The sequence below is a fragment of the Bordetella saccharivorans genome, assembly GCF_045862855.1.
GTDB classification, from domain to species: domain Bacteria; phylum Pseudomonadota; class Gammaproteobacteria; order Burkholderiales; family Burkholderiaceae_B; genus Bordetella_A; species Bordetella_A petrii_F.
Genome location: NZ_BAAFZO010000001.1, coordinates 2460957 through 2484318, shown reverse-complemented (window position 1 = coordinate 2484318; position 23362 = coordinate 2460957). Strand labels below are relative to the sequence as shown.

Sequence of the window (23362 nt, the reverse complement as noted above, 5' to 3'; positions counted from 1 at the left end):
CCGCCAGTCCTGCGCACCTATCATGGGTAGAACCATAGGAGCGCCATCATGGACGGAACCCCGGCGGCCGAGCCGGTCCTGGACCTGGACTATCGACTGCAAGACAACCTGACCCGCACGCGCGGCCGCGTGTTCCTGACCGGCACGCAGGCGCTAGTGCGCATGCTGCTGACGCAGCGCCGCCTGGACCGCGAGCGCGGCCTGAACACCGCCGGCTTCGTGTCGGGCTATCGCGGCTCGCCGCTGGGCGGTGTGGACATGGCGATGTGGAAATCCAAGGAGATCCTGGACGCCCACCAGGTCAGCTTCGTGCCCGGCATCAATGAAGACATGGCGGCTACCGCCATCATGGGCACCCAGCAGGCCGGCGTGCGCGCCGACCGCAAAGTCGATGGCGTATTCGCGCTGTGGTACGGCAAGGGGCCGGGCGTCGACCGCGCCGGCGATGCCTTGCACCACGGCAATGCCGCCGGCGCCTCGCGCCATGGCGGCGTGCTGGTGGTGGTGGGCGACGACCATACCGCCGTGTCCTCGTCGATCCCGCATGCCAGCGAAGCCTCGCTGATCGGCTGGCAGATGCCCATCGTGCACCCGGCTTCGATCCAGGAATACGAGACTTTCGGGCTGTGGGGGTGGGCGCTGTCGCGCCACAGCGGCACCTGGGTGGCCTTCAAGGCCATTTCGGAGACCGTGGAAAGCGGCCAGGCGTTCGAGCCGGCGCCGCCCGCCTGCTATGACATGCCCGCCGACCCGGACCTGCCGCGCGAGGCGCTGGAATACACGGCGCGCGACTTCCTGTCGCCGGCCGTCGAGACCCGCATGCAGACGCGCTTGCAGGCCGTGCGCGCGTTCGCGCGCCGCCACTCGATCGACACGCTGGAATGCGCCGCGCCGCGCGCCACGGTGGGCCTGGTGACGGTCGGCAAGGCGCACCTGGACACGGTGGAGGCGCTGGCCCGGCTGGGCATCGACCCGCAGGCCGCCCACACGCCGGTGCGCATCTACCGGCCCGGCCTGACCTGGCCGCTGGACGCCGAACGGCTGTACGACTTCGCGCGCGGCCTGTCGCACATCCTGGTGATCGAGGAAAAGGGCGCCGTGGTCGAGAGCCAGATCAAGGAACTGCTGTACAACCGCGCCGAGCGCCCCACGGTAGCCGGCAAGACCGGCCTGGATGGCGCGCCGCTGATTCCGGCGGCCGGGCAACTGCGCCCTTCCCTGCTGGCCGCGCCACTGGCGGCATGGCTGGCGCGCGCGGCCGGCCTGCGCAGCGCCGCCGACCCGGCCGCGTTCGCCTGTCCCGCGCCTTTGTCCAACGACGCGGACGGCATGCGGCGGCGCCCCTACTTCTGCTCCGGCTGCCCGCACAACACCTCCACCAAGGTGCCGGAAGGCAGCCAGGCGCTGGCGGGCGTGGGTTGCCACTACATGGCAGCCTGGATGGACCGCGACACCGGCGGCCTGACCCAGATGGGCGGCGAAGGCGTCGACTGGATCGGCCTGTCCCGCTATATAGATATGCCGCACGTGTTCCAGAACATGGGCGAAGGCACGTACTACCATTCCGGCTACCTGGCCATCCGCCAGGCCGTGGCGGCGCGCGCCAACATCACCTACAAGATACTGTTCAACGACGCAGTGGCCATGACCGGGGGCCAGCCGGTGGACGGGCCGATCTCGGTGCCGCAGATCTGCCAGCAGCTGCGCGGCGAGAACGTGGCGCGCATCGTGGTGACCACCGACGAGCCGGACAAGTACCAGGGCGTCGCCCTGCCCGCCGGCGTCACCGTGCACCACCGGCGCGAGCTCGACGCCCTGCAGCGCGAGCTGCGCGCCACGCCCGGCGTGACCGTGCTGATCCACGACCAGACCTGCGCGGCCGAAAAACGCCGGCGCCGCAAGAAGAACCAGTTCCCCGACCCGGCGCGCCGGCTGCTGATCAACAGCGCCGTGTGCGAAGGCTGCGGCGACTGCGGCACGCAATCCAACTGCCTGTCCATCGTGCCGCTGGAAACACCGTACGGGCGCAAGCGCGCCATCGACCAGTCCAGCTGCAACAAGGACTACTCGTGCGCCGAAGGCTTCTGTCCCAGCTTCGTGTCGGTGGTGGGCGGCAAGCTGCGCAAGCAGGCCGCCCCGGCCGAGCGCGCGCCGGCCTGGCGGCAGCGCCTGGATGCGCTGCCGCTGCCGCCGGCCCATGCGCCCGACCAGCCCTACCGGCTGCTGGTGGCCGGCATGGGCGGCACCGGCGTGATCACCATCGGCGCGATCGTGTCGATGGCCGCGCACCTGCAGGGCCTGTCGGCCTCGGTGCTGGACTTGACCGGCCTGGCCCAGAAGGGCGGCACCGTAGTCAGTCATATCCGCCTGGCGCCGGCCGGCGCGGCCGGCGCGGCCGGCGGGCCGGTGCGGCTGGACTGGCAGCAGGCCGACGCGGCCATCCTGTGCGACCCTGTCGCGGCAGTGGCGCCCGACTCGTTGGGCGCGCTGCGCCGCGGGCATACCCAGGTCACCGTCAACACGTATGTGGCGCCGGTATCCGAATTCACCCGCGACCCCGACGCCGCGCTGCGGCCCGAGGCCCTGCTGGCCAAGATCCAGCACGCCGCGGGCGCGCCCAACACTGCCGCGCTGGACGCGCACCAAGCCGCGCTGGCGCTGTTCGGCGACAGCATCCTGTCGAACATGTTCATGCTGGGGCATGCCTGGCAGCGCGGCGGCGTGCCGCTGTCGCATGCCGCGTTGGTGCGCGCCATCGAACTGAACGGCGTGGCGGTACAGGCCAACCGCGATGCGTTCGAGGCCGGCCGGCTGGCCGCGCATGAACCGCAGGCGCTGGAGACCGCGCTGCGGCCGCGCGCCCAGGTGGTGCAGCTGCATGTGCCCGAATCGTTCGAGCGCGCCGTGGAGCGCCGCGTGCGCGACCTGACGGCCTACCAGAATGCCGCCTACGCGCAGCAGTACCGCCAGCTCGTCGAGCGGGTGGCGCAACGCGAGCGCGAACTGGCGCCGGACGCGCGCAGCCCGCGGCTGGCGATGGCGGTGGCGCGCAATCTGTTCAAGCTGATGGCCTACAAGGATGAGTACGAAGTGGCCCGGCTCTACACCGATGGCGGCTTCCAGCAACAGTTACGCGAGCAGTTCGAGGGCGACTATACGCTGCGCTTCCACATGGCGCCGCCGCTGCTGGCGCGCAAGGACCCCCGCACCGGCATTCCCCGCAAGATCGCGCTGGGCCCGGCCACCCTCCCGGTCATGCGGGTCCTGGCGCGGCTCAGGGGCTTGCGCGGTAGCTGGCTGGACCCGTTCGGCCACAGCGCCGAGCGGCGCATGGAGCGGGAGTTGATCGACGAATACCGCGGCACGGTGCAGACCCTGCTGGACCACCTGTCGCCGGCCAACCTGGCGCAGGCCGCCAGCATCGCGGCCCTGCCCGACAAGGTGCGGGGGTTCGGACATGTCAAGGCGGCCAGCGTGGCCAGCTATCGCAAGAGCTTGCAGCAGATGCTGCAACACTACGGGCCGCCTGCCTCTCCGGACGTTTCCTGGCGCAGAAGCGCATAAAACGGCGGCCTGAGAGCGAACACTACGCTGTACGCGCCTCGCCGGCGCGTATGTCGTATTTTGTCACAATTAATTGGCAAGCTTGGCTATCGTTCTCCTTGTTCCCTCCCCCCTCGATCACTAGAATTAGTGCCATACGAGGGGTGTTACACTATATGTAGTGGTCGTCAGAATTGTCGGATTCTCTTCCGCCTGGCGCTGCCGGGCGTTCGTTCCGGCTCGGCGCGACCCCTCCCCAAATACATTCAGCACCTGGCATGGGCCTGCCCATGCCTTTTATCGACGCTATTCCACAGGAGCTTCCATGCAGACTACGATCGCCTCTGTGACCCGGCCTTCCGCCGTGCCGCCTTCCGAAACCGAAACCCAGGCCGATGCCAATGGCGGCAAGTGGGCCAGTTACAACGTCATCCGGCGCAATGGCTCCGTGGTGGGGTTCGAGCCCAGCAAGATCGCCATCGCCATGACCAAGGCCTTCCTGGCCGTCAATGGCGGCCAGGGCGCGGCCTCCGCGCGCGTGCGCGAACTGGTCGAGACGCTGGCCTCGCAGGCAGTCAATGCGCTGGTCCGCAACCGCCCGGCCGGCGGCACCTTCCATATTGAAGACATCCAGGACCAGGTCGAACTGGCCCTGATGCGCTCGGGCGAGCACGACGTGGCCCGCGCCTACGTGCTGTACCGCGAGAAGCGCGCCCAGGAGCGCGCCGCGGCCGCCGAAGTGCTGGACAAGGCCCCCGCCGCCGCCCAGGAGAGCCACCTGAACGTGGTGGACAACGGCGTGCGCCGCCCGCTCGACCTGGCCGCGCTGCGCGCCACCATCGAGGCGGCCGGCGAAGGCCTGGCCGAATTCATCGACACCGAGGCCATCCTGAAGGAAACGGTGAAGAACCTGTACGACGGCATCCCCGTCGACGAAGTGTTCAAGTCCGCCATCCTGTCGGCGCGCGCGCTGGTCGAGAAAGACCCGGCCTACAGCCAGGTCACGGCGCGCCTCCTGCTGCACACGATCCGCAAGGAAGTGCTGGGCGAGGAAGTCTCGCAAGCCGACATGGCCACCCGCTACGCCGACTATTTCCCCACTTTCATCCAGCGCGGCATCGAGGGCGGGCTGATCGACCCGCAACTGGCCGACTACGACCTGGCGCGCGTGGCCGCGGCGCTGGACGCCCGCCGCGACCTGCAGTTCGGCTACCTGGGCCTGCAGACCCTGTACGACCGCTACTTCCTGCACATCCGCGGCACCCGCATCGAGCTGCCGCAGGTGTTCTTCATGCGCGTCGCCATGGGCCTGGCCCTGCGCGAGACCGACCGCGAGGCGCGCGCCATCGAGTTCTATGAAATCCTGTCGTCGTTCGACTTCATGAGCTCGACCCCGACGCTGTTCAACTCGGGCACCCTGCACTCGCAACTGTCGTCGTGCTACCTGACCACCGTGTCCGACGACCTGGAAGGCATCTACGACGCCATCAAGGAAAACGCGCTGCTGGCCAAGTACGCCGGCGGCCTGGGCAACGACTGGACCCCGGTGCGCGCGCTGCGCAGCCACATCAAGGGCACCAACGGCGAAAGCCAGGGCGTGGTGCCGTTCCTGAAGGTCGTCAACGACACCGCCGTGGCGGTGAACCAGGGCGGCAAGCGCAAGGGCGCGGTCTGCACCTACCTGGAAACCTGGCACCTGGACATCGAGGAATTCCTCGAACTGCGCAAGAACACCGGCGACGAGCGCCGCCGCACGCACGACATGAACACGGCCAACTGGATCCCGGACCTGTTCATGAAGCGCGTCATGGAAAACGGCGAGTGGACCCTGTTCTCGCCGTCGGACTGCCCCGACCTGCACGACAAGTACGGCAAGGACTTCGAGCAGGCCTACCTGGGCTACGAAGCCAAGGTGGCCAGCGGCGAGCTGAAGCTGTTCAAGAAAATGCCGGCCGTCTCGCTGTGGCGCAAGATGCTGTCGATGCTGTTCGAGACCGGCCATCCCTGGATCACGTTCAAGGACCCGTGCAACATCCGCTCGCCGCAGCAGCACGTGGGCGTGGTGCACAGCTCGAACCTGTGCACCGAGATCACCCTGAACACCAACGAATCTGAAATCGCCGTTTGCAACCTGGGTTCGGTGAACCTGGTCGCGCACATGAAGCCGGCCGCCGCCGGCGGTTTCGAGCTCGACCACGACAAGCTCAAGCGCACCGTCGGCATTGCCATGCGCATGCTCGACAACGTGATCGACATCAATTACTACGCCGTCAAGAAAGCCAAGGACTCCAACGAACGCCACCGCCCGGTGGGCATGGGCATCATGGGCTTCCAGGACTGCCTGCAAATGATGCGCGTGCCGTACGCCTCGCAAGCCGCCATCGAATTCGCCGACCGCTCCATGGAAGCGGTGTGCTATCAAGCCTACTGGGCCTCGAGCGAACTGGCGCAGGAACGTGGCCGCTACCCTTCGTATGAAGGCTCGCTGTGGTCGCGCGGCATCTTGCCGCAAGACACTTTGGCGATGCTGCGCGATGCGCGCGGCGGCCATGTCGAAGTCGATGAATCGAGCACGCTCGATTGGAATGCGTTGCGCGAACGCATCAAAGAGCATGGCATGCGCAACTCCAACTGCATTGCAATTGCCCCAACTGCGACAATTTCCAATATCATTGGTGTATCTGCGTGCATCGAACCCACTTTCCAGAACTTGTACGTCAAATCGAATCTCTCCGGCGAGTTCACGGTCGTAAACGATTACCTCGTGCGTGACCTGAAGAAACTCGGTCTCTGGGACGAAGTCATGGTCGCCGACCTCAAGTACTTCGACGGCAGCCTGTCCCGTATCGATCGCGTACCTTCCGAACTCCGCGAACTCTACGCCACCGCGTTCGAAGTCGAACCGCGCTGGCTGGTCGAGTGCGCGGCGCGCCGGCAAAAGTGGATCGACCAGGCGCAATCGCTCAACATCTACATGGCGGGCGCCTCGGGCAAGAAGCTCGACGACACCTACAAGCTCGCGTGGCAGCGTGGCCTGAAGACCACCTACTACCTGCGTACGCTGGGCGCCACCAGCGCTGAAAAGTCCACGGGCCGCGGCGGCGAACTGAACGCCGTCAGCGCCGGGACCGCCACGGCGGTCGCGGCCGCGGCAGCCCCTGTTTTGCCGGAACCCGAAGTTCTCGGGGCGGTTTGCACCATGAGGCCGGGCGATCCCGGCTTCGAAGAGTGCGAAGCCTGCCAGTAGTCCACACCGCCTCCGGAGAATTCATTCATGCTTAATTGGGAAGAAGACAACCTCGCAGTCCAACCGGCGCAATCGCCCGCCCCCGCGGCGGGCGGGCAGCCGGCTGCGCCTGCGGCCCAGCCGGCCCGCGCCGCCACCGGCGTGTTCGGCGACGCGGCGCTGCCGACCCCGGCCGCGCCGCAGCACGCCGCCAACCTGCAAGGCAGCGGCGATGCCGCCGCCCACCGCGTCAAGGTCGCCGACAAGCGCATCATCAACGGCAAGACCGACGTCAACCAGCTGGTTCCGTTCAAATACAAGTGGGCCTGGGAAAAATACCTGGCCACCTGCGCCAACCACTGGATGCCGCAGGAAATCAACATGTCGCGCGACATCTCGCTCTGGAAGAACCCCAACGGGCTCACCGAGGACGAGCGACGCATCGTCAAGCGCAACCTGGGCTTCTTCGTCACGGCCGACTCGCTGGCCGCGAACAACATCGTGCTGGGCACCTATCGCCACATCACGGCGCCCGAGTGCCGCCAGTTCCTGCTGCGCCAGGCGTTCGAGGAAGCCATCCACACGCACGCCTATCAGTACATCGTCGAAAGCCTCGACCTGGACGAAGCCGAGATCTTCAACGCCTACAACGAAGTGCCGTCCATCCGGGCCAAAGACGAATTCCTGATCCCGTTCATCGACGCGATCGCGGACCCGAACTTCCATACGGGCACGCCCGAATCCGACCAGAAGCTCCTGAAGTCGTTGATCGTGTTCGCGTGCCTCATGGAAGGCCTGTTCTTCTATGTGGGGTTCACGCAGATCCTGGCGCTGGGCCGCCAGAACAAGATGACCGGCGCCGCCGAGCAGTACATGTACATCCTGCGCGATGAATCCATGCACTGCAATTTCGGCATCGACCTGATCAACACCATCAAGCTGGAAAACCCGCACCTGTGGACGCCGGAGTTCCGCGAGGAAATCCGCGAGCTGTTCCAGAAGGCGGTAGAACTCGAATACGCTTACGCCGAAGACACGATGCCGCGCGGCGTGCTGGGCTTGAACGCCCCCATGTTCAAGTCGTACCTGCGCTTCATCGCCAATCGCCGTTGCCAGCAAATTGGGATAGAGCCGCTGTTCCCCCAGGAAGAAAACCCCTTCCCGTGGATGGCGGAAATGATCGATCTTAAAAAGGAACGCAACTTTTTTGAAACACGCGTGATCGAATACCAGACCGGCGGTACGCTGAGCTGGGAATGACGCGCATCGGCGCCGCGCGCGAACTGGCTTCGCGCGGCGCTCGATGGCAGCTCCGTCGGCCTGGGTATTCGAATACGCAGTACCAAGCGGTAGGCGGCCCCATGGGCCGCCTGCCGGCGCCATTTGAGATGGCTCGCGCACGGTGCGGGGGCCATATCAAATGGCTGTGCCGAATTCATTAGCGCAAACCGTAGTAGCTGTCGCCCGCATGGGGCAGCGGCATGCGCCGATGAATAGCCCGGGCGCCGTCCGTCTTCCGACGGATTGCGGCACGGGTTTAAGTTCTGGGACCCCTGAACCTAAGGAGCATAACCATGGCAACAGCCAAGAAAGCCGCCAAGAAGGCGGTGAAGAAAGCCCCGGCCAAAAAAGCCGCGGCCAAGAAAGCCCCGGCCAAGAAGGCCGTGAAGAAAGTCGCCGTGAAGAAGGTTGCGGCCAAGAAACCCGCCGTGAAGAAGACGGCGGCCAAGAAGCCGGCAGTGAAGAAGACCGCCGCCAAGAAGACCGTGAAGAAAGCCGCCGCCAAGAAGGCTGTGAAGAAAGCGGTCGCCAAGAAAGCGGTCAAGAAGGCACCCGCCAAGAAGGCCGTGAAGAAAGCGGTCAAGAAAGCCCCGGCCAAGAAAGCCGCCAAGAAAGCAGTAGCCAAGAAGGCCGTCGCCAAGAAGGCGGTCAAGAAGGCGCCTGCCAAGAAAGCGGCCAAGAAAGCCGCCCCGGCCAAGAAGGCTGCCAAGAAAGCCGTAGCCAAGAAGGCGCCGGCCAAGAAGGCCGCCGCCAAGAAGCCTGCCGCGAAGAAGCCTGCGGCCAAGAAGGCTGCGCCGAAGAAGCCCGCCACGCCGCCGTCCACGGCTGCCGCCCCGGGCGCGAAGACCGCGCTGAACCCTGCCGCGTCGTGGCCGTTCCCGACGGGCGGCCGTCCGTAATACGGGCGGAACCGTTCACTAGCGGTACCCTCAGCCGCCTGGCTTCGGCCAGGCGGCTTTTGCGTTCGGGCGCGGCGCGCGCCCATGTGGCCGTGCGACAATAAAAGCCGTCTTTTTTTGGCAGACCGTCTACATGTTCGGCGACATCCTCCGCTTCCTGCTCGAAATCACTTTCACGCTGTTCGGCGCCGCCCTCATTGCGCGTGCCTGGATCCACGCCGTGCGCCTGCACCCGTTCAACCCGCTGGCGCGGGCCATCTACCAGGCTACCAACTGGCTGGTACTGCCCCTTCGCAAGCTCATTCCCGCCGGCCATTCCGTCGACTGGTCCAGCCTGGTGGCCGCCTGGATCACCGCCCTGGTCTACCTGGTGCTGATCTGGCTGGTGGCTGCGGGCTCGCTGGTGCCCGCCTCGATGCTGCCATCGGCGGTGGGTTCGTCGCTGCTGCTGGTGGTGAAATGGGCGCTCAACCTGATCGTCTGGCTGACGCTGCTGCAGGCGATACTGTCATGGATCAATCCCATGTCGCCCCTGATGGCCCTGCTGCAGACCCTGACCGCGCCGCTGCTTGATCCCATCCGGCGCATTCTGCCGCGCGGCGCGGCAATCGATTTCTCGCCGCTGGTGCTGCTGATACTGGCGCAGATCGCGCTGATGATGCTGGGCCGCCTGACGTACGGCCTGTTCGGGATCTGAAGCCGCGCCTGCAATGACAAGCGCCCGCCAGGGGCGGGCGCATTGCGTCGCGGCATGGCGGAGCAACCCGCCGGCGCGGGCGCCGCACGACGGCGCCGGGCGCGTCAATACGGGGTGACGCGCGTGGGGCCGGCCCCGCTGATGACCTGCACGCGCTGGCCCACGCTGATGGGCACGTCGGCTTCCTGGGCGACCACGCGGGTTTCGCCGTTGTCCAGGCGCACCGTGATCTCCAGGCCGGAGGCGCGGCCCGCGCGGTTCTCGATGGCGTTGCCCGCCAGCGCGCCCAGGATGGCGCCGCCGACGGTGGCCAGGGCGCGCCCGGTGCCCCCGCCGACAGCATTGCCGGCCACGCCGCCCAGCGCACCGCCGGCGATCATGCCTACGCCGCTGGACTTGTCGTCCTGGATGGTGATGGGACGCACGCCGGTCACCGTGCCGATCCGGACGATCTGCTCGCGTTGGGCCTGGTCATAGCTGTAGACGCCGCTGGAAGCGCTGCGGTTGGCGCAGCCGCCCAGGACGGCCATGGACGCGACCACCGCGGCCACGGCCAGCCAACGGCCGGGGCGCGGCGCGATCACAGAGGGGGACAGGGTTTGGCTCATGTGGACTCCTTGGTCGGTAACCACTCTCTTCTTTATGGGCTTGATGATACTCCGCCAGGCACCAAAAAAAAGGGTACGAAACAGCATGCAACTTTTAAAACAGTGCCGCAACGCGGCGTAAAGCGTCCGTCACCGATATTTCAACGGGGCGGCGCGGAATTCGACCGCCGGGCCGGCGGTTCCTGCGCGGCCAGGCCACGACCTGGTTCACTGGGCCGGCAGGCCGATGCCATAGGCGGCGCGCAACTGGGCGTCGATCTCGGCCCGCGTCGGCGCGTGGTTCTGGGGACCGCGCGAGGCGATCTTGATGGCGCCCATCAGATTGGCCAGGCGGCAGCTGTCCAGCCAGCTCCAGCCGCTGGTCAGGCCGTAGAGCAGGCCGGCGCGGTGCGCGTCGCCGCAACCGGTGGGGTCCACCACCCCGCCGGCCCGCACCGGCGGCACGTGCGTGGTGACGCCGCCGGTCAGCAGCGTGGCCCCCTCGGCGCCGCGCGTCACCACCACGGCCTGCAACTGGGCGGCGATCTGCTCCATGCTGCGGCCGGTGCGCTGCTCGACCACGCCGGCCTCGTAGTCGTTTACGGTCAGCGCCTGCGCCAGGCCGAGCATGCGGTCCAGGTCGGCGCCGTCGAACAGCGGCATGGCCTGCCCCAGGTCGAAGATGAACGGGATGCCGGCGGCGCGCAGGCGCTCGGCGTGGGCGAACATGCCGGCCTTGGCGTCCGGCGCGACGATGGCCCAGGCCGCCTCGGCCCCGCTGAGGTCATTCTCGGCCGACAGCTCCATCGCCCCCGGGTGGAAGGCGGCGATCTGGTTGTCTTCGAGATCGGTGGTGATGAAGCACTGCGCGGTAAAAGTGCCCGGCATGACGCGCAGGCGCGAGACATCGATGCCCAGGCCGGCGAAGCGGTCGAGATATTCCGCGGCATCGTCGCCCACCGTGGCCACCGGCACGGGGCGCCCGCCCAGCAGCTTCATGTTGTAGGCGATATTGCCGGCGCAGCCGCCGTATTCCTTGCGCATGGCAGGCACCAGGAAAGACACGCTGAGCGATTGGATGCGGTCGGGCAGGATGTGGTCCTTGAACTTGCCGTCGAACACCGCGATCGTGTCGAACGCCATCGAGCCGCAAACCAGTACAGGAGCCGTCATGCTGTCATCCTTCAGGGAAAGAACTTGTCGAGTTGATAGCCGTTGACCTGCGCGCCGGAAACCTCGATGGGCACGGCGGCGTTGACCTCGGCGCCCGGCTCGAACGGGCGGTCGACGAGATCCTTGGGCAGGTAGTCGGCGGGCCGCAGGACCTTGCGCACCACCACCGTGTCGGACATGTCCGTCAGCGAGAGCCGCAGCGCCGGCCAATGCTGCGGCTGGTCGTAGCGGTTGCGCAGCGCGACCCGCAGCACCAGGCGGCGCAGCTCGTCGTCGGGAGCGCCGGCCTGGCCGCGCGGCGGCTGCAGGGAAGACGAAGTAATGAAGATGCGCTCGATGCGGCGCGCATAGCCAACCTGGCAGCCCAGCGGCCGGCACAGCGATTCGAGCGCGGGCCGCAGCGCCGGCGAAGCCTCGGCGATGGCCGAGCGGTAGACGAACAGCAGTTGCGCCGCCAGCAGCAGCAAGCCGAGCAGGCAGCCATAGCCCCACAGGCTGCGCACCAGCCGCTTGCTGCGCAGCCGGTCGGCATCGAGGAACTCGGGCGGGGTGCGGCCCACGTCGGTGGCGCCGAAGTAGCGGGTGCGGGCCTCGCCCAGCACTGCCGGCGCGACCGTCACGTGGGGTTCGGACGACGGGATGGGCACCGGTTCGTGCCCGGGCGCATCCAGGCGCTCGTCGCCGGCCTGGGCGGTATCGTCGCTCTCGTCGTCGGGATCGTCCTCGTCGCGCGGCGCGTCGCCCAGGAACGGATCCTGGCGCTGGATATCGGCCCGGCCGCGCAGCACGGCGGGCGAGGTTTCGGCGGCCAGGACCGGTTCGGCGCGCGCCGGCGCCGGAACTGGCGCCAGCGTCGGCACGACCGGCGATGGCGCGGCGGGCGGAGGCGGAGCGGCCGGCGGCGGCTGGAGCGTCGTGTCCGCGGGCGCGGACTGGGGAATCTGCGCCACCAGGCAGGCGCGCCCGTCGAATACCGTCTCGCAAGCGCCGCAGCGCACCAGGCCATTGCGCACCCGCAGTTGGTCCGGCACGACCTTGAAGGCGGTACCGCACTGCGGGCAACGGGTCGTCATGGCCATGGCGTTCCCCCGGGGATGCGGGCTCAGGTTCTGCGCCCGTGCAGGCAGACCCAGCCATCGCGAGCCTGCCAGACGGACAGCGCGAGCCAGGGCGCATAGGCCGCGGCCACTTCCCCGGCCTGGCGCTCGAGCACGCCCGACAGCACCAGGCTGCCGCCCGGCGCCACCCGGCCCGCCAGCATGGGGGCCAGCACCTTGAGCGGATTGGACAGGATGTTGGCCACCACGACCTGGTAGGCGCCGTCGGGCAGCGCGTCGGGCAGCATGGCCCGCAACTCGACATGATTGACGCGGGCGTTGTCGGCCGTGGCCTGCACCGCCTGCGGATCGATATCTACCGCATCGGTGGCACCGGCGCCGAGCTTGCGCGCGGCAATCGCCAGGATACCGGACCCGCAGCCGTAGTCGAGCACGGTGGCGCCGGACGGCAGCTCGGCTTCCAGCCAGGCCAGGCACAGGTGCGTGGTGGGATGGCTGCCAGTGCCGAAGGCCAGGCCCGGGTCGAGCTCGATGTGAATGGCGCCGGCCTCGGCCGGCGCCGCCGGCCCCGGGACGGCCGGATCGTCGCGATGCCAGCTGGGCACGATCCAGAGCCGCTCGGCGATATGGATGGGACCGAATTGCGCTTGCGTCAGGCGCACCCAGTCGGCGTCCGGCACCTCGCGCAGGGTCCAGCCGCCGGCCTGGATCGGGTCCATGCCGGCGCCGGCCATGGCCTGCTCGTAGATCTGGGCCGGGTCGGCGCCGTCGGGCAGCAGCGCCACCACGCGGTTGCGGTCCCAGGCCTGGACGTCGGGCTCGGTGCCGGGTTCGCCGAACAAGGGCCGCTCGGCTTCGGTGCCGAGGTCGGCATCCTCCACCGAGACCGACAGCACGCCGGCCTCGAGCAGCGCGTCGGACAGCGCTTCGGCCTGCGCCTCGAGGCAGTGGAGCACGAGTTCACGCATGACGGTTCTTCCGGTGCGGCGGGCCGTGGATCCTGGCGGATGACAGGACCCGCGCCCGCCGGCGCATCAGGGGCGCTGGGACAGCTTGTGCTCGAGATAATGGATGCTGGTGCCGCCTTCGATGAAGCGGGCATCCTGCAGCAATTCCCGGTGCAGCGGAATGTTGGTGGAAATGCCTTCGACCACCATCTCGGACAGGGCGATGCGCATGCGGGCCAGGGCCTGCTCGCGATTGTCGCCGTAAGTAATGACCTTGGCGATCATCGAGTCGTAGTTCGGCGGCACGAAATAGCCATTGAAGGCATGCGAATCGATGCGCACGCCCGGCCCGCCGGGGGTATGCCAGTTGGTGATGCGGCCGGGACTGGGCACGAAGCGGAACGGGTCCTCGGCGTTGATGCGGCACTCGATGGCATGGCCCTTGAAGGCGATGTCGCGCTGGCGCAGCAGGAACTTCTCGCCGGAGGCGATGCGGATCTGCTGCTGGACCAGGTCCACGCCGGTGATCAGCTCGGTGACCGGATGCTCGACCTGGATGCGGGTGTTCATTTCGATGAAATAGAACTCGCCGTTCTCGTACAGGAATTCGAACGTGCCGGCGCCGCGGTAGCCCATCTTGCGGCAGGCGTCGGCGCAGCGGTCGCCGATGCGCTCGATCAGGCGGCGGGCAATGCCCGGGGCCGGCGCCTCTTCGATGACCTTCTGGTGGCGGCGCTGCATGGAGCAGTCGCGCTCGCCCAGCCAGACGGCGTTGCGGCCGCCGTCGGCCAGCACCTGGATTTCCACATGGCGCGGGTTCTCGAGGAACTTCTCCATGTAGACTTCGGGGTTGTTGAAGGCCGCGCCGGCTTCCGAGCGGGTCATGGTAACGGCATTGAGCAGCGCGGCTTCGGTATAGACCACGCGCATGCCGCGGCCGCCGCCGCCGCCCGCGGCCTTGATGATGACCGGATAGCCCACTTCGCGCGCGATGCGCAGGATTTCCTGCGGGTCGTCGGGCAAGGCGCCTTCCGAGCCGGGCACCACCGGCACGCCGGCCTCGATCATGGCGCGCTTGGCGCTGACCTTGTCGCCCATCAGGCGGATGGTGTCGGGACGCGGGCCGATGAACACGAAACCGCTCTTTTCGACGCGCTCGGCGAAATCGGCGTTCTCGGACAGGAAGCCATAACCCGGGTGGATGGCTTCGGAATCGGTGACTTCGGCGGCCGAAATGATGGCCGGCATGTTCAGGTAGCTTTCGCGCGAGGGAGCCGGCCCGATGCACACGGATTCGTCGGCCAGGCGCACGTACTTGGCGTCGCGATCGGCCTCGGAGTGCACCACCACCGTCTTGATGCCGAGCTCGCGGCAGGCGCGTTGGATGCGCAGCGCGATCTCGCCGCGGTTGGCGATCAGGATTTTTTCGAACATATCAGCAATCAGCCAATGACGAACAGCGGTTGGCCGTACTCGACGGGCTCGCCGTTTTCAACGAGGATCTCTTTGATGACGCCGGCCTTGTCGGCCTCGATTTCGTTGAGCAGCTTCATGGCTTCGATGATGCACAGCGGGTCGCCTTCCTTGACCGACTGGCCGACATCCACGAAGGGCGCCGCGCCCGGGTTGGGCGCGCGGTAGAACGTGCCGACCATGGGGGCCTTGACGACATGGCCCTGAATGGCCGGCGCGGCCTCGGCGGCCGGCGCGGGCGCCGCGGCCGGAGCCGCCGCGGCGGGCGCGGCGGCCGGGGGCGCTTCGGGCACGTGGTACGCCACCGGCTGCACGGTCTGCGAGAACTTGACGATGCGGACCTTGCCCTCGCCCTCGGTGATTTCAAGCTCGGCAATGCCCGATTCCGCCACCAGGTCGATCAGGGTCTTGAGTTTTCGGAGATCCATAGAAGCTGCTTCCCGATTAGTGTTGGCGGCGCGTCTGCATCAGGGCCGCGCCGTATCTAGTATGTGGATTGAAGACGTTGAAACCGGAGTTGGAATGCGGCGCTAATGCCGTGCCGCATAACGCACCGCTGCCTCGTAGCCGTCTGCGCCCAGGCCGCAGACCAGGCCGACGGCCAGGTCGGACAAGTAGGAATGCTGCCGGAATGGCTCGCGTTTATACAGGTTCGACAAATGTACTTCAACAAAAGGAATTGCGACCGCCGCCAGCGCATCGCGCACCGCCACGCTGGTATGCGTGTACGCAGCCGCATTGATGACGATGAAATCGGTGCCATCCTGGCGCGCCGCCTGGATGCGCTCGACCAGCGCGCCTTCGTGGTTGCCTTGCCAGGTGGTGAGCCCGACTCCCAGTTGCGCGGCCAGCGCTTCAAGCCCCTGGTTGATCTGCGCCAGCGTCAGGCTGCCGTAGAGATGGGGCTCGCGTGAACCCAGCAGGTTCAGGTTGGGGCCGTGCAATACCAGGATGTGTTGCGCCATGAAGGTTGCGCCGGAAGGCTTGCCACAAAGTGTAGGCAAAACTAACGATAAACCGCCTTTTTACGCCTATTCACGCCATTTGTCCAACAGCGCGCCGCGCAGCCCCGGCGACCGGAAAGCTGCGGCGAAAGATGGAATCAGGCGGCCAGGCCGGCAAGCGTGCGGTCGAGGTCGTCTGGTTGGATCTGGCCGAGTATTTTACGGTTCACGCCGCCATCTGCGTCGAAAACCAGGGTAAAGGGCAGGCCACCGGCCGGATTGCCGAGGCCGCGCAGGGTATCGATGGCGCCCGCCCCCATGACCAGCAAGGGGTACGAAACGGGCACTTTTTGCAGGAATTGGCGCATGTTTTCCGCTTTATCCACGCCAATGCCGACGAACTGGATACCGGGGTATTTTTCGTGCAGGGCCTGCAGTTCGGGCATTTCCTTGACGCACGGAGCGCACCAGGTGGCCCAGAAATTGACCACCATGGGACGGCCCTGCCAGGCGGCCAGGGTATGGGGCCGCCCGTCGAGATCGGGCAGCGACAGGGTGCGCAAGGCCGCGACGGCGTCCGCGGGATCGGCCGGCGGCGTGGCGGCGGACGGCTGCGGGCGGGCGCGCTCGCGCCAGGCATAGCCGCCGCCGACCGCCACGGCGGCGGCCGCGCCGACATACATGAAAAGGCGACGATTCATGGCCAGATCATAACCGCAGGCGGCGGCCGGCAGCGGGCAGCCTCTACAATGCGCGCAGGAGAACATCAATGCACCTGCATATTCTTGGCATTTGCGGCACTTTCATGGGCGGCCTGGCGCTGATCGCGCGGGCCGCCGGACATCGGGTCACGGGGTGCGATGCGGGCGTGTACCCGCCGATGAGCACTCAGCTGGCCGAGCAGGGCATCGAGCTGATCGAGGGATACGGCGCCGACCAGCTCGCCCTGGCCCCCGACCTGTTCGTGATCGGCAACGTGGTCACGCGCGGCAACCCCCTGATGGAAGCCATCCTGGACGCCGGCGCGCGCTATGTGTCGGGGCCGCAATGGCTGGGCGACAACGTGCTGCCCGGCGCCCACGTGCTGGCCGTGGCCGGCACGCACGGCAAGACCACGACCAGCTCGATGCTGGCATGGATACTCGAAGCCTGCGGCAAGCGGCCCAACTTCCTGATCGGCGGCGTCGCGCACGACCTGAAGGTGTCGGCCCGCTACGACCCTTCGGTCCGGCCATTCGTGATCGAGGCGGACGAGTACGACACGGCCTTCTTCGACAAGCGCTCCAAGTTCGTCCACTATCGGCCGCGCACGGCGATCCTGAACAACCTGGAATACGACCACGCCGACATTTTTCCCGATCTGGCGGCCATCGAGACCCAATTCCACCATCTGGTGCGCACCATCCCGGCCAGCGGGCGCATTGTCGTGCCCACCGGGAGCGAAGCGCTGGCACGCGTGCTGGCGCGCGGATGCTGGTCGGAAACCGTCACCTTCGGCCCCGGCGGCGCCTGGCAGGCCGGCCCGGCCGACGACAGCGGCGCCTTCGAAGTCCGCCGCGGCGAGCAGGCGCTCGGCACGGTGCGCTGGACGCTGGGCGGCGCGCACAACCGCATGAATGCGCTGGCGGCGCTGGCGGCGGCGGAGCACGCCGGCGTGGCGCCGGCCGATGGCATGGCAGCGCTCAGCCGCTTCGGCGGGGTGAAGCGCCGCATGGAACTGCGCGGCACGGCCGGCGGGGTGAAGGTCTACGACGACTTCGCCCATCACCCCACCGCCATCGAGACCACCCTGGACGGCCTGCGCCGCCAGGTCGGGCAGGACCGCATCCTGGCCGTGCTGGAGCCGCGCTCCAACACCATGAAGCTGGGCGCGATGGCGGCCCGCCTGCCGGACTCGCTGCGCCAGGCCGACCAGGTCTTCTGCTTCGGCGCCCGCACCGGCAAGCATGCGCTGGGCTGGAACCCGGCCGAGGTGCTGGCTCCGCTGGGCGAGCGCGCCTCCAGCTACGATGACCTGGACGCCCTGGTCGAAGCGGTCGCCGCGGCGGCCCGGCCGGGCGACCACGTGCTCGTCATGAGCAACGGCGGCTTCGGCGGCGTGCACGGCAAGCTGCTCGAGGCGTTGGCCCGGCGGGATGCGCGATGATTCTGTACCTGCATGGCTTCCGCTCGTCGCCCGGATCTTTCAAGGCCCGGCTGATGGCCGATGCCCTGGCCGCGCGCGGGCTGGCCGGCGCGCGCGACTGGCAGTGCCCGCAACTGCCCGCCAGCCCGCGCCAGGCGCTCGACCTGGCGCTGGACCTGGCGCGCGGCCAGCTCGCCGGCGCGGCCGACCCGCGCGCCCTGACCATCATTGGTTCGTCGCTGGGCGGCTACTACGCCACCTGGCTGGCGGAACAGCTCGGCTGCAGGGCGGTGCTGCTGAACCCCGCCGTGGAGGCGGCGCGCGACCTGGCCACGCAGGTGGGCCAGCACCGCATGTATCATTCCGACGCCCCGTTCGAATTCCGCGCCGAATACGTCGATGAGCTGGCCCAGGCCCGCGTGGCGACCGTCACGCAGCCCGAACGGTATTTCCTGGTGGCCGCCACGGGGGACGAGGTGCTGGACTGGCGCGAAATGCGCGACCGTTACGCGGGCTGCCGCCAGCGCATCGTGCAGGGCAGCGACCATGGCCTGTCGGACTTCGCGCGCTGGCTGCCCGAAGTGCTGGATTTCGCGCTGGCGCCGCCTTCCTCGCAAGAGACCCCCGCCCCCTGAGGGGCACCCTACTATATTGAATATGGACAACGGCGCCCGCCTGGCGCCGACGGCGCGGACGCCGCGCCCTATGGACTGACTATGTACGTGTTTTACGAAGAAGACGGCAGCTTCAAGGCCGGCAATATCCTGTCCGAGACCGACGCCAGCCTGCAGGTGGAGTCGGAATCGGGCAAGCGCAGCAAGATCAAGCGGGCCAACACGCTGTTCACCTTCGCCGAACCGGCCCCCGCCGCACTGATGGCGGAGGCGGCCGGGCTGGCCGAGACGCTGGACCTGCAGTTCCTGTGGGAATGCGCGCCGCAGGAGGAGTTCGATGCGGCTGCGCTGGCCGCCGACTATTTCGGCCACGCCCCGGCCGCGGTCGAGCAGGCGGCGCTGCTGATGCGCCTGCACGGCGCGCCAGCGTATTTCCACCGGCGCGGCAAGGGCCGCTACCGGCCCGCGCCGCCGGACATCCTCGCGGCGGCGCTGGCCGCCCTGGAAAAAAAGCAGAGACAGGCCGAACAGCAGCAGCAATGGGTCGACGAAATGGCGGACGGCCGCCTGCCCGGCGAGATCGCCCAGGCGGCCGAGTCGCTGCTGATCCGGCCCGACAAGAACAGCATGCAATGGAAGGCGCTGGACGCCGCCTGCGCCCGGTTGCAGAAAAGCCCCGACCGCCTGCTGCTCGAACTGGGCGCCTGGCCGCATCCCCTGGCCTTGCACAAGCGTCGCTTCCTGGCCACGCATTTCCCGCGCGGCACCGGCTTCCCGGACGTGCCGGTGCCGGCCATCGAGCGCGAACTGCCGCTGGCCGATGCCGAGATCTATTCGGTCGACGACGTCACCACGACCGAGATCGACGATGCGCTGTCGGTCGTCGAACTGCCCGACGGCAAGCTGCGGGTCGGCATCCACGTGGCGGCGCCCGGCCTGGCGGTGACGCGCGGCGGCGAGCTGGACAAGCTGGCGCGGGCGCGCCTGTCGACGGTCTACATGCCCGGCGAGAAAATTCCCATGCAGCCCGACCACGTCATCCAGGCGTTCTCGCTGGATGCCGGCCGCGAAGTCCCGGCCGTGTCGCTGTACGTGACGGCCGATCCGGCCACCGGCGAGGTCGCGGCATCGGAAACCCGCCTGGAACGCATCGTGGTGCGCGCCAACCTGCGGCATAACGAACTGGACAGCCAGATCACCGAGGCCGCCCTGAATGACCCGGACGCCCCCCTGCCCTACGGACACTGGCTGCGGCCGCTGTGGCGGCTGGCGTCGGCCCTGTCGGCCCAGCGCGACGCGGTGCGCGGCAAGCCGGAAAACAACACGCGGGTCGAGTACAGCTTCTACCTGGACGGCAGCCCGGACGATCCGGACACCCCGGTGCGCCTGGTGCCGCGCCAGCGCAATGCGCCGCTGGACCGCATGGTGGCGGAATACATGATCCTGGCGAACAACCTGTGGGGCGGCTTGCTGCACCAGCACGGCGTGCCGGGCATCTACCGCTCGCAACAGGCGGGCCGGGTGCGCATGAGCACCCAGGCCCTGCCCCACGAGGCCATCGGCGTGCCGCAATATGCCTGGAGCACTTCGCCGCTGCGCCGCTACGTCGACCTGGTGAACCAGTGGCAGTTGATCGCCGCGGTGGAGCACGGGGTATCGGCGCGACTGGTGGCGCCCTTCAAGCCGCGTGACGCCGACCTGTTCGCCATCATCGGCGCGTTCGACGCCCAGTACGCCGCCTGGAACGAGTTCCAGGGCAACATGGAGCGCTACTGGTGCCTGCGCTGGCTCAAGCAGCAGGGCATCACCCGCACAGTGGCCCACGTGCTGCGCGAGGACCTGGTGCGGCTCGCCAATGCGCCGCTCGTCACCCGCGTGGGCGGCATGCCCGAACTGGACCGCGGCGCCGCGGTCGAGGTGGACATCATGGGCATGGACGAGCTCGCCCTGGAGCTGGACTGCCGGTATGCGGGGCCGGCGGCGTAGCGGCGGCCGCCAGCGGAGCCGCCCAGGGGTCCGGCACCTCTCTGCAAAGCCCCAGGTGTCTGACACCCCATGCGGCGGCATCCGCCCGTCCATGGCGTTGCGGGGGGTGTCAGACACCTTCGTCACACGGTGTCCGACCCCTTCCGCAATCCCCAGGTGTCTGACACCCCATGCGGCGGCATCCGCCCGCCCATGGCGTTGCGAGGGGTGTCAGACACCTTCGTCGACGCCTCCATCGCTCCTTGCCGCCGCAGGGGTCTAAAATGCCCGCGTGCAACGTTCTGCTGACACTCACCCGACGCCGGGCCGGTTCCTGCACTGGCTGACTGCGCCTGCCCAGCACTACTTGCGGATCGGCATCGCGATCTCGCTGCTACTGCACGCCGGCGTGCTGGCGTGGCGCTTCGGCGCGCCGGCGCCGGCGCGGCCCGCGCAGCCGGCCCTGGAGATCATGCTGGTCAATGCCCGCACCGAGTCGGCCCCGGCCCGGCCGCAGGTGATCGCGCAGAGCCAGGTGGACGGCGGCGGCAATGCCGAGCGCGGGGTGGCCGCGACGCCCCTGCCGCGCACCGGCCAGTCTGCCGAGACCATCGTGCTGCAGGCGATGCGCAAGCGCCAGGCGCAGCTCGAGGCCGAGCAGGCCCGCCTGCTGAGCCAGTTGCAGGCGCAGGCCAAGACCGGCACCGAGCGCCAGCCGGTATACCCGTGGCCCGACGCCACCGCGCAGGGCGAAGACGTGCACGACCAGCCCGGGCTGGTGCAAAATGCCCGGGTCGCGACGCTGGCGGCGCGAGTGCAGTCCTACAACGCCCAGCCGCGCAAGGAATTCGTGGCGCCGTCGGCACGGGCCTCGCGCTATGCGGCCTACCTGGACACCTGGCGCACGCGCATCGAGACCATCGGCACGCGGCACTATCCCGAAGAAGCGCGCGGCCGCATCTACGGCTCGTTGCAGATCACGGTGTCGGTGCGCGCCGACGGCAGCGTGGCCGCGGTCGAGATCGACCGGCCGTCCGAACATGCGGTGCTGAACCAGGCGGCGCGGCGCATCGTGCAGATGGCGGCGCCCTTTCCGCCATTCCCGCCCGAGCTGGCGCGCGAGGCCGACATGCTGGTCATCACGCGCACCTGGCATTTCGTCAACGACACCCTGGAAACCCAAGCCCCATGAGCCCGGCCAGCCCCCTGCCCCGCTACGCCGTGATCGGCAACCCGGTCGCCCACAGCCGCTCGCCGCAGATCCATGCGATGTTCTCGGCCCAGACCGGCAGGCCGCTGCAATACGAAAGGCTGCTGGCGCCGCTGGACGGCTTCGCAGCGACGGTGCAGGCGTTTCGCGAGCAAGGCGGCGTGGGACTGAACGTGACCGTGCCCTTCAAGGAAGAAGCGCGCGCCCTGGCCGGCGCCCACCTGAGCGAACGCGCCCGGCTGGCCGGCGCGGTCAACACCCTGTGGCTGCGGGAAGGCGCCTGGCACGGCTGCAATACCGATGGCGTGGGGCTGGTGAGCGACCTGCTGCGGCTCGGCGTGGTGCTGGAAGGCGCGCGCGTGCTGCTGGTGGGCGCGGGCGGCGCGGCGCGCGGCGTGCTCCAGCCGCTGGCCGAGGCGGGCTGCGCGCGCATCCACGTGGTCAACCGCACGGCCGCGCGCGCACACGAGCTGGCCGCCACCTGGTCGGCGGCCGGCGTGGCGCCGGGCACGCGAGTCACGGCCGGCGGCCTGGCCGAGGCGGGCGTGGCCGGCGGCTGGAACGTGGTGGTCAATGCCACGGCCAGCAGCCTGCAGGGTGCCGCGCCCGAACTGCCGCCGGACCTGTATGGTCCGGACGCCCTGGCCTACGACATGATGTATGCCGCGCACCCCACCGCCTTCATGCGCCAGGCCACCGCCGATGGGGCGGCGCGCACGGCCGATGGACTGGGCATGCTGGTGGGCCAGGCCGCCGAAAGCTTCCTGATCTGGCACGGCGTGCGGCCCGATCCCTCGCCGGTGCTGACCGCCCTGCGCGCCGCGCTGCTGGCCAAGGACTGACCGGCGATGCCCGCGCGCCGCTCTGCCCGTTCTACCGCGAGCCGGATCCGCTGGGGCCGGGTCATCGGCGCCGCCTTCATGGCCCTGCTGTGCCTCATCCTGATGTACCAGCTGTGGATGTTCTGCCTGGTGGTCTGGTATGCCTACCGCGACCCGGGCAGCAGCGCCATCATGCGCCAGGAACTGTCGCGCCTGCGCGAGTCCGACCCCGACGCCGAACTGCAATACCAATGGGTGCCCTACGACCGCATCAGCAACTCGCTCAAACGCGCGGTGGTGGCCTCGGAAGACGCCAATTTCACCGAGCACGACGGGGTCGAATGGGATGCCATACGCAAGGCCTGGGAATACAACCAGCGCCAGGAAGAGCTGGGGCGCCACAAGATGCGCGGCGGCTCGACCATCACCCAGCAGCTGGCCAAGAACCTGTTCCTGTCCAGCTCGCGCAGCTACCTGCGCAAGGGACAGGAACTGGTGCTGACCTACATGATCGAGCACGTCATGACCAAGCAGCGCATCCTGGAGCTGTATCTGAATGTGGCCGAATGGGGCGTGGGCGTGTTCGGCGCGGAAGCGGCGGCGCGCCACTATTACAGGACCAGCGCGGCGCGCCTGGGCACCAGCCAGGCGGCCCGGCTGGCCGCCATGCTGCCCAACCCCCGCTATTACGACAAGCGCGGCAACACCAGTTACCTGAACTCGCGCACCGCCACCCTGACGCGGCGCATGCGCATGGTTGACATTCCGTAGGGCCTGTTCACACTAAAGGAAGCCGCTC

19 protein-coding genes are annotated in these 23362 nt (G+C 68.2%); 11 read left to right on the top strand and 8 right to left on the bottom strand.

All coding sequences use genetic code 11. The features are described from left to right. The first annotated feature begins 48 nt into the window (after positions 1–48). The 5 genes from ACKTT0_RS11860 (at position 49) to ACKTT0_RS11840 (ending at position 9646) form a co-directional block, all read left to right on the top strand. Entirely contained in the window at positions 49–3564 is a 3516-nt protein-coding gene (locus ACKTT0_RS11860) for an indolepyruvate ferredoxin oxidoreductase family protein (RefSeq protein WP_407850098.1), read from the top strand. A 304-nt stretch (positions 3565–3868) separates the two neighbouring features. Continuing rightward, positions 3869–6790, top strand: a complete 2922-nt coding sequence (locus ACKTT0_RS11855) for a ribonucleoside-diphosphate reductase subunit alpha (protein ID WP_407850097.1) — start codon at positions 3869–3871, stop codon at positions 6788–6790. A gap of 27 nt (positions 6791–6817) precedes the next feature. Continuing rightward, positions 6818–8029, top strand: coding sequence for a ribonucleotide-diphosphate reductase subunit beta (locus tag ACKTT0_RS11850; protein WP_407850096.1), 1212 nt, complete (start codon positions 6818–6820; stop codon positions 8027–8029). Between the two features lie 314 nt (positions 8030–8343). Further along, the gene (locus ACKTT0_RS11845; RefSeq protein ID WP_407850095.1) at positions 8344–8949 is read left to right on the top strand and encodes a histone H1-like repetitive region-containing protein; all 606 of its coding nucleotides are present in this window, start codon (positions 8344–8346) and stop codon (positions 8947–8949) included. 133 nt (positions 8950–9082) lie between these two features. After that, the gene (locus ACKTT0_RS11840) at positions 9083–9646 is read left to right on the top strand and encodes a YggT family protein (RefSeq protein ID WP_407850094.1); all 564 of its coding nucleotides are present in this window, start codon (positions 9083–9085) and stop codon (positions 9644–9646) included. Between the two features lie 104 nt (positions 9647–9750). Here ACKTT0_RS11840 and ACKTT0_RS11835 read toward each other — a convergent pair whose 3' ends face one another. The 8 genes from ACKTT0_RS11835 to ACKTT0_RS11800 all read right to left on the bottom strand — a co-directional run bounded on the left by ACKTT0_RS11835 (position 9751) and on the right by ACKTT0_RS11800 (position 16529). Continuing rightward, on the bottom strand, positions 9751–10254 hold the full coding sequence (locus ACKTT0_RS11835) for an outer membrane lipoprotein (protein WP_407850093.1): 504 nt from the start codon (positions 10252–10254) through the stop codon (positions 9751–9753). 207 nt (positions 10255–10461) lie between these two features. Further along, positions 10462–11406 carry a carbohydrate kinase family protein gene (locus tag ACKTT0_RS11830; RefSeq protein WP_407850092.1) on the bottom strand — a complete coding sequence of 315 codons (945 nt, stop codon included), beginning with the start codon at positions 11404–11406 and terminating at the stop codon, positions 10462–10464. 11 nt (positions 11407–11417) lie between these two features. Continuing rightward, on the bottom strand, positions 11418–12485 hold the full coding sequence (locus ACKTT0_RS11825; RefSeq protein ID WP_407850091.1) for a DUF3426 domain-containing protein: 1068 nt from the start codon (positions 12483–12485) through the stop codon (positions 11418–11420). Between the two features lie 23 nt (positions 12486–12508). After that, positions 12509–13432, bottom strand: coding sequence for a 50S ribosomal protein L11 methyltransferase (gene prmA / locus ACKTT0_RS11820; protein ID WP_407850090.1), 924 nt, complete (start codon positions 13430–13432; stop codon positions 12509–12511). Between the two features lie 66 nt (positions 13433–13498). Then, positions 13499–14845: an acetyl-CoA carboxylase biotin carboxylase subunit gene (accC, locus tag ACKTT0_RS11815; protein WP_407850089.1), complete on the bottom strand. Its 1347-nt coding sequence runs from the start codon at positions 14843–14845 to the stop codon at positions 13499–13501. A gap of 8 nt (positions 14846–14853) precedes the next feature. Continuing rightward, the gene (accB, locus tag ACKTT0_RS11810; protein ID WP_407850088.1) at positions 14854–15312 is read right to left on the bottom strand and encodes an acetyl-CoA carboxylase biotin carboxyl carrier protein; all 459 of its coding nucleotides are present in this window, start codon (positions 15310–15312) and stop codon (positions 14854–14856) included. A 102-nt stretch (positions 15313–15414) separates the two neighbouring features. After that, a complete protein-coding gene (aroQ, locus tag ACKTT0_RS11805) occupies positions 15415–15849 on the bottom strand; it encodes a type II 3-dehydroquinate dehydratase (RefSeq protein WP_028354925.1) in 435 nt (144 codons plus the stop codon). Positions 15850–15986: 137 nt separating this feature from the next. Beyond that, a complete protein-coding gene (locus ACKTT0_RS11800) occupies positions 15987–16529 on the bottom strand; it encodes a TlpA family protein disulfide reductase (RefSeq protein ID WP_407850087.1) in 543 nt (180 codons plus the stop codon). 68 nt (positions 16530–16597) lie between these two features. On the opposite strand from ACKTT0_RS11800, the gene mpl reads away from it, so the two are divergent. The 6 genes from mpl to mtgA all read left to right on the top strand — a co-directional run bounded on the left by mpl (position 16598) and on the right by mtgA (position 23334). Next, positions 16598–17974: a UDP-N-acetylmuramate:L-alanyl-gamma-D-glutamyl-meso-diaminopimelate ligase gene (mpl, locus tag ACKTT0_RS11795; RefSeq protein ID WP_407850086.1), complete on the top strand. Its 1377-nt coding sequence runs from the start codon at positions 16598–16600 to the stop codon at positions 17972–17974. Continuing rightward, positions 17971–18588, top strand: a complete 618-nt coding sequence (locus tag ACKTT0_RS11790) for a YqiA/YcfP family alpha/beta fold hydrolase (RefSeq protein WP_407850085.1) — start codon at positions 17971–17973, stop codon at positions 18586–18588. Before mpl ends, ACKTT0_RS11790 begins: the two co-directional genes overlap by 4 nt. Before the next feature lie 81 nt (positions 18589–18669). After that, positions 18670–20553 carry a ribonuclease catalytic domain-containing protein gene (locus ACKTT0_RS11785; RefSeq protein WP_407850084.1) on the top strand — a complete coding sequence of 628 codons (1884 nt, stop codon included), beginning with the start codon at positions 18670–18672 and terminating at the stop codon, positions 20551–20553. A gap of 271 nt (positions 20554–20824) precedes the next feature. Then, positions 20825–21724, top strand: a complete 900-nt coding sequence (locus tag ACKTT0_RS11780) for a TonB family protein (RefSeq protein WP_407850083.1) — start codon at positions 20825–20827, stop codon at positions 21722–21724. Next, positions 21721–22584: a shikimate dehydrogenase gene (aroE, locus tag ACKTT0_RS11775; RefSeq protein ID WP_407850082.1), complete on the top strand. Its 864-nt coding sequence runs from the start codon at positions 21721–21723 to the stop codon at positions 22582–22584. Before ACKTT0_RS11780 ends, aroE begins: the two co-directional genes overlap by 4 nt. A gap of 6 nt (positions 22585–22590) precedes the next feature. After that, a complete protein-coding gene (gene mtgA, locus ACKTT0_RS11770) occupies positions 22591–23334 on the top strand; it encodes a monofunctional biosynthetic peptidoglycan transglycosylase (RefSeq protein WP_407850081.1) in 744 nt (247 codons plus the stop codon). Positions 23335–23362 lie beyond the last annotated feature (28 nt).

Coding starts and splice junctions, on each gene's coding strand:
- ACKTT0_RS11860 (WP_407850098.1), top strand. CDS start 49: ATGGACGGAACCCCGGCGGCCGAGCCGGTCCTGGACCTGGACTATCGA.
- ACKTT0_RS11855 (WP_407850097.1), top strand. CDS start 3,869: ATGCAGACTACGATCGCCTCTGTGACCCGGCCTTCCGCCGTGCCGCCT.
- ACKTT0_RS11850 (WP_407850096.1), top strand. CDS start 6,818: ATGCTTAATTGGGAAGAAGACAACCTCGCAGTCCAACCGGCGCAATCG.
- ACKTT0_RS11845 (WP_407850095.1), top strand. CDS start 8,344: ATGGCAACAGCCAAGAAAGCCGCCAAGAAGGCGGTGAAGAAAGCCCCG.
- ACKTT0_RS11840 (WP_407850094.1), top strand. CDS start 9,083: ATGTTCGGCGACATCCTCCGCTTCCTGCTCGAAATCACTTTCACGCTG.
- ACKTT0_RS11835 (WP_407850093.1), bottom strand. CDS start 10,254: ATGAGCCAAACCCTGTCCCCCTCTGTGATCGCGCCGCGCCCCGGCCGT.
- ACKTT0_RS11830 (WP_407850092.1), bottom strand. CDS start 11,406: ATGACGGCTCCTGTACTGGTTTGCGGCTCGATGGCGTTCGACACGATC.
- ACKTT0_RS11825 (WP_407850091.1), bottom strand. CDS start 12,485: ATGGCCATGACGACCCGTTGCCCGCAGTGCGGTACCGCCTTCAAGGTC.
- prmA (WP_407850090.1), bottom strand. CDS start 13,432: ATGCGTGAACTCGTGCTCCACTGCCTCGAGGCGCAGGCCGAAGCGCTG.
- accC (WP_407850089.1), bottom strand. CDS start 14,845: ATGTTCGAAAAAATCCTGATCGCCAACCGCGGCGAGATCGCGCTGCGC.
- accB (WP_407850088.1), bottom strand. CDS start 15,312: ATGGATCTCCGAAAACTCAAGACCCTGATCGACCTGGTGGCGGAATCG.
- aroQ (WP_028354925.1), bottom strand. CDS start 15,849: ATGGCGCAACACATCCTGGTATTGCACGGCCCCAACCTGAACCTGCTG.
- ACKTT0_RS11800 (WP_407850087.1), bottom strand. CDS start 16,529: ATGAATCGTCGCCTTTTCATGTATGTCGGCGCGGCCGCCGCCGTGGCG.
- mpl (WP_407850086.1), top strand. CDS start 16,598: ATGCACCTGCATATTCTTGGCATTTGCGGCACTTTCATGGGCGGCCTG.
- ACKTT0_RS11790 (WP_407850085.1), top strand. CDS start 17,971: ATGATTCTGTACCTGCATGGCTTCCGCTCGTCGCCCGGATCTTTCAAG.
- ACKTT0_RS11785 (WP_407850084.1), top strand. CDS start 18,670: ATGTACGTGTTTTACGAAGAAGACGGCAGCTTCAAGGCCGGCAATATC.
- aroE (WP_407850082.1), top strand. CDS start 21,721: ATGAGCCCGGCCAGCCCCCTGCCCCGCTACGCCGTGATCGGCAACCCG.
- mtgA (WP_407850081.1), top strand. CDS start 22,591: ATGCCCGCGCGCCGCTCTGCCCGTTCTACCGCGAGCCGGATCCGCTGG.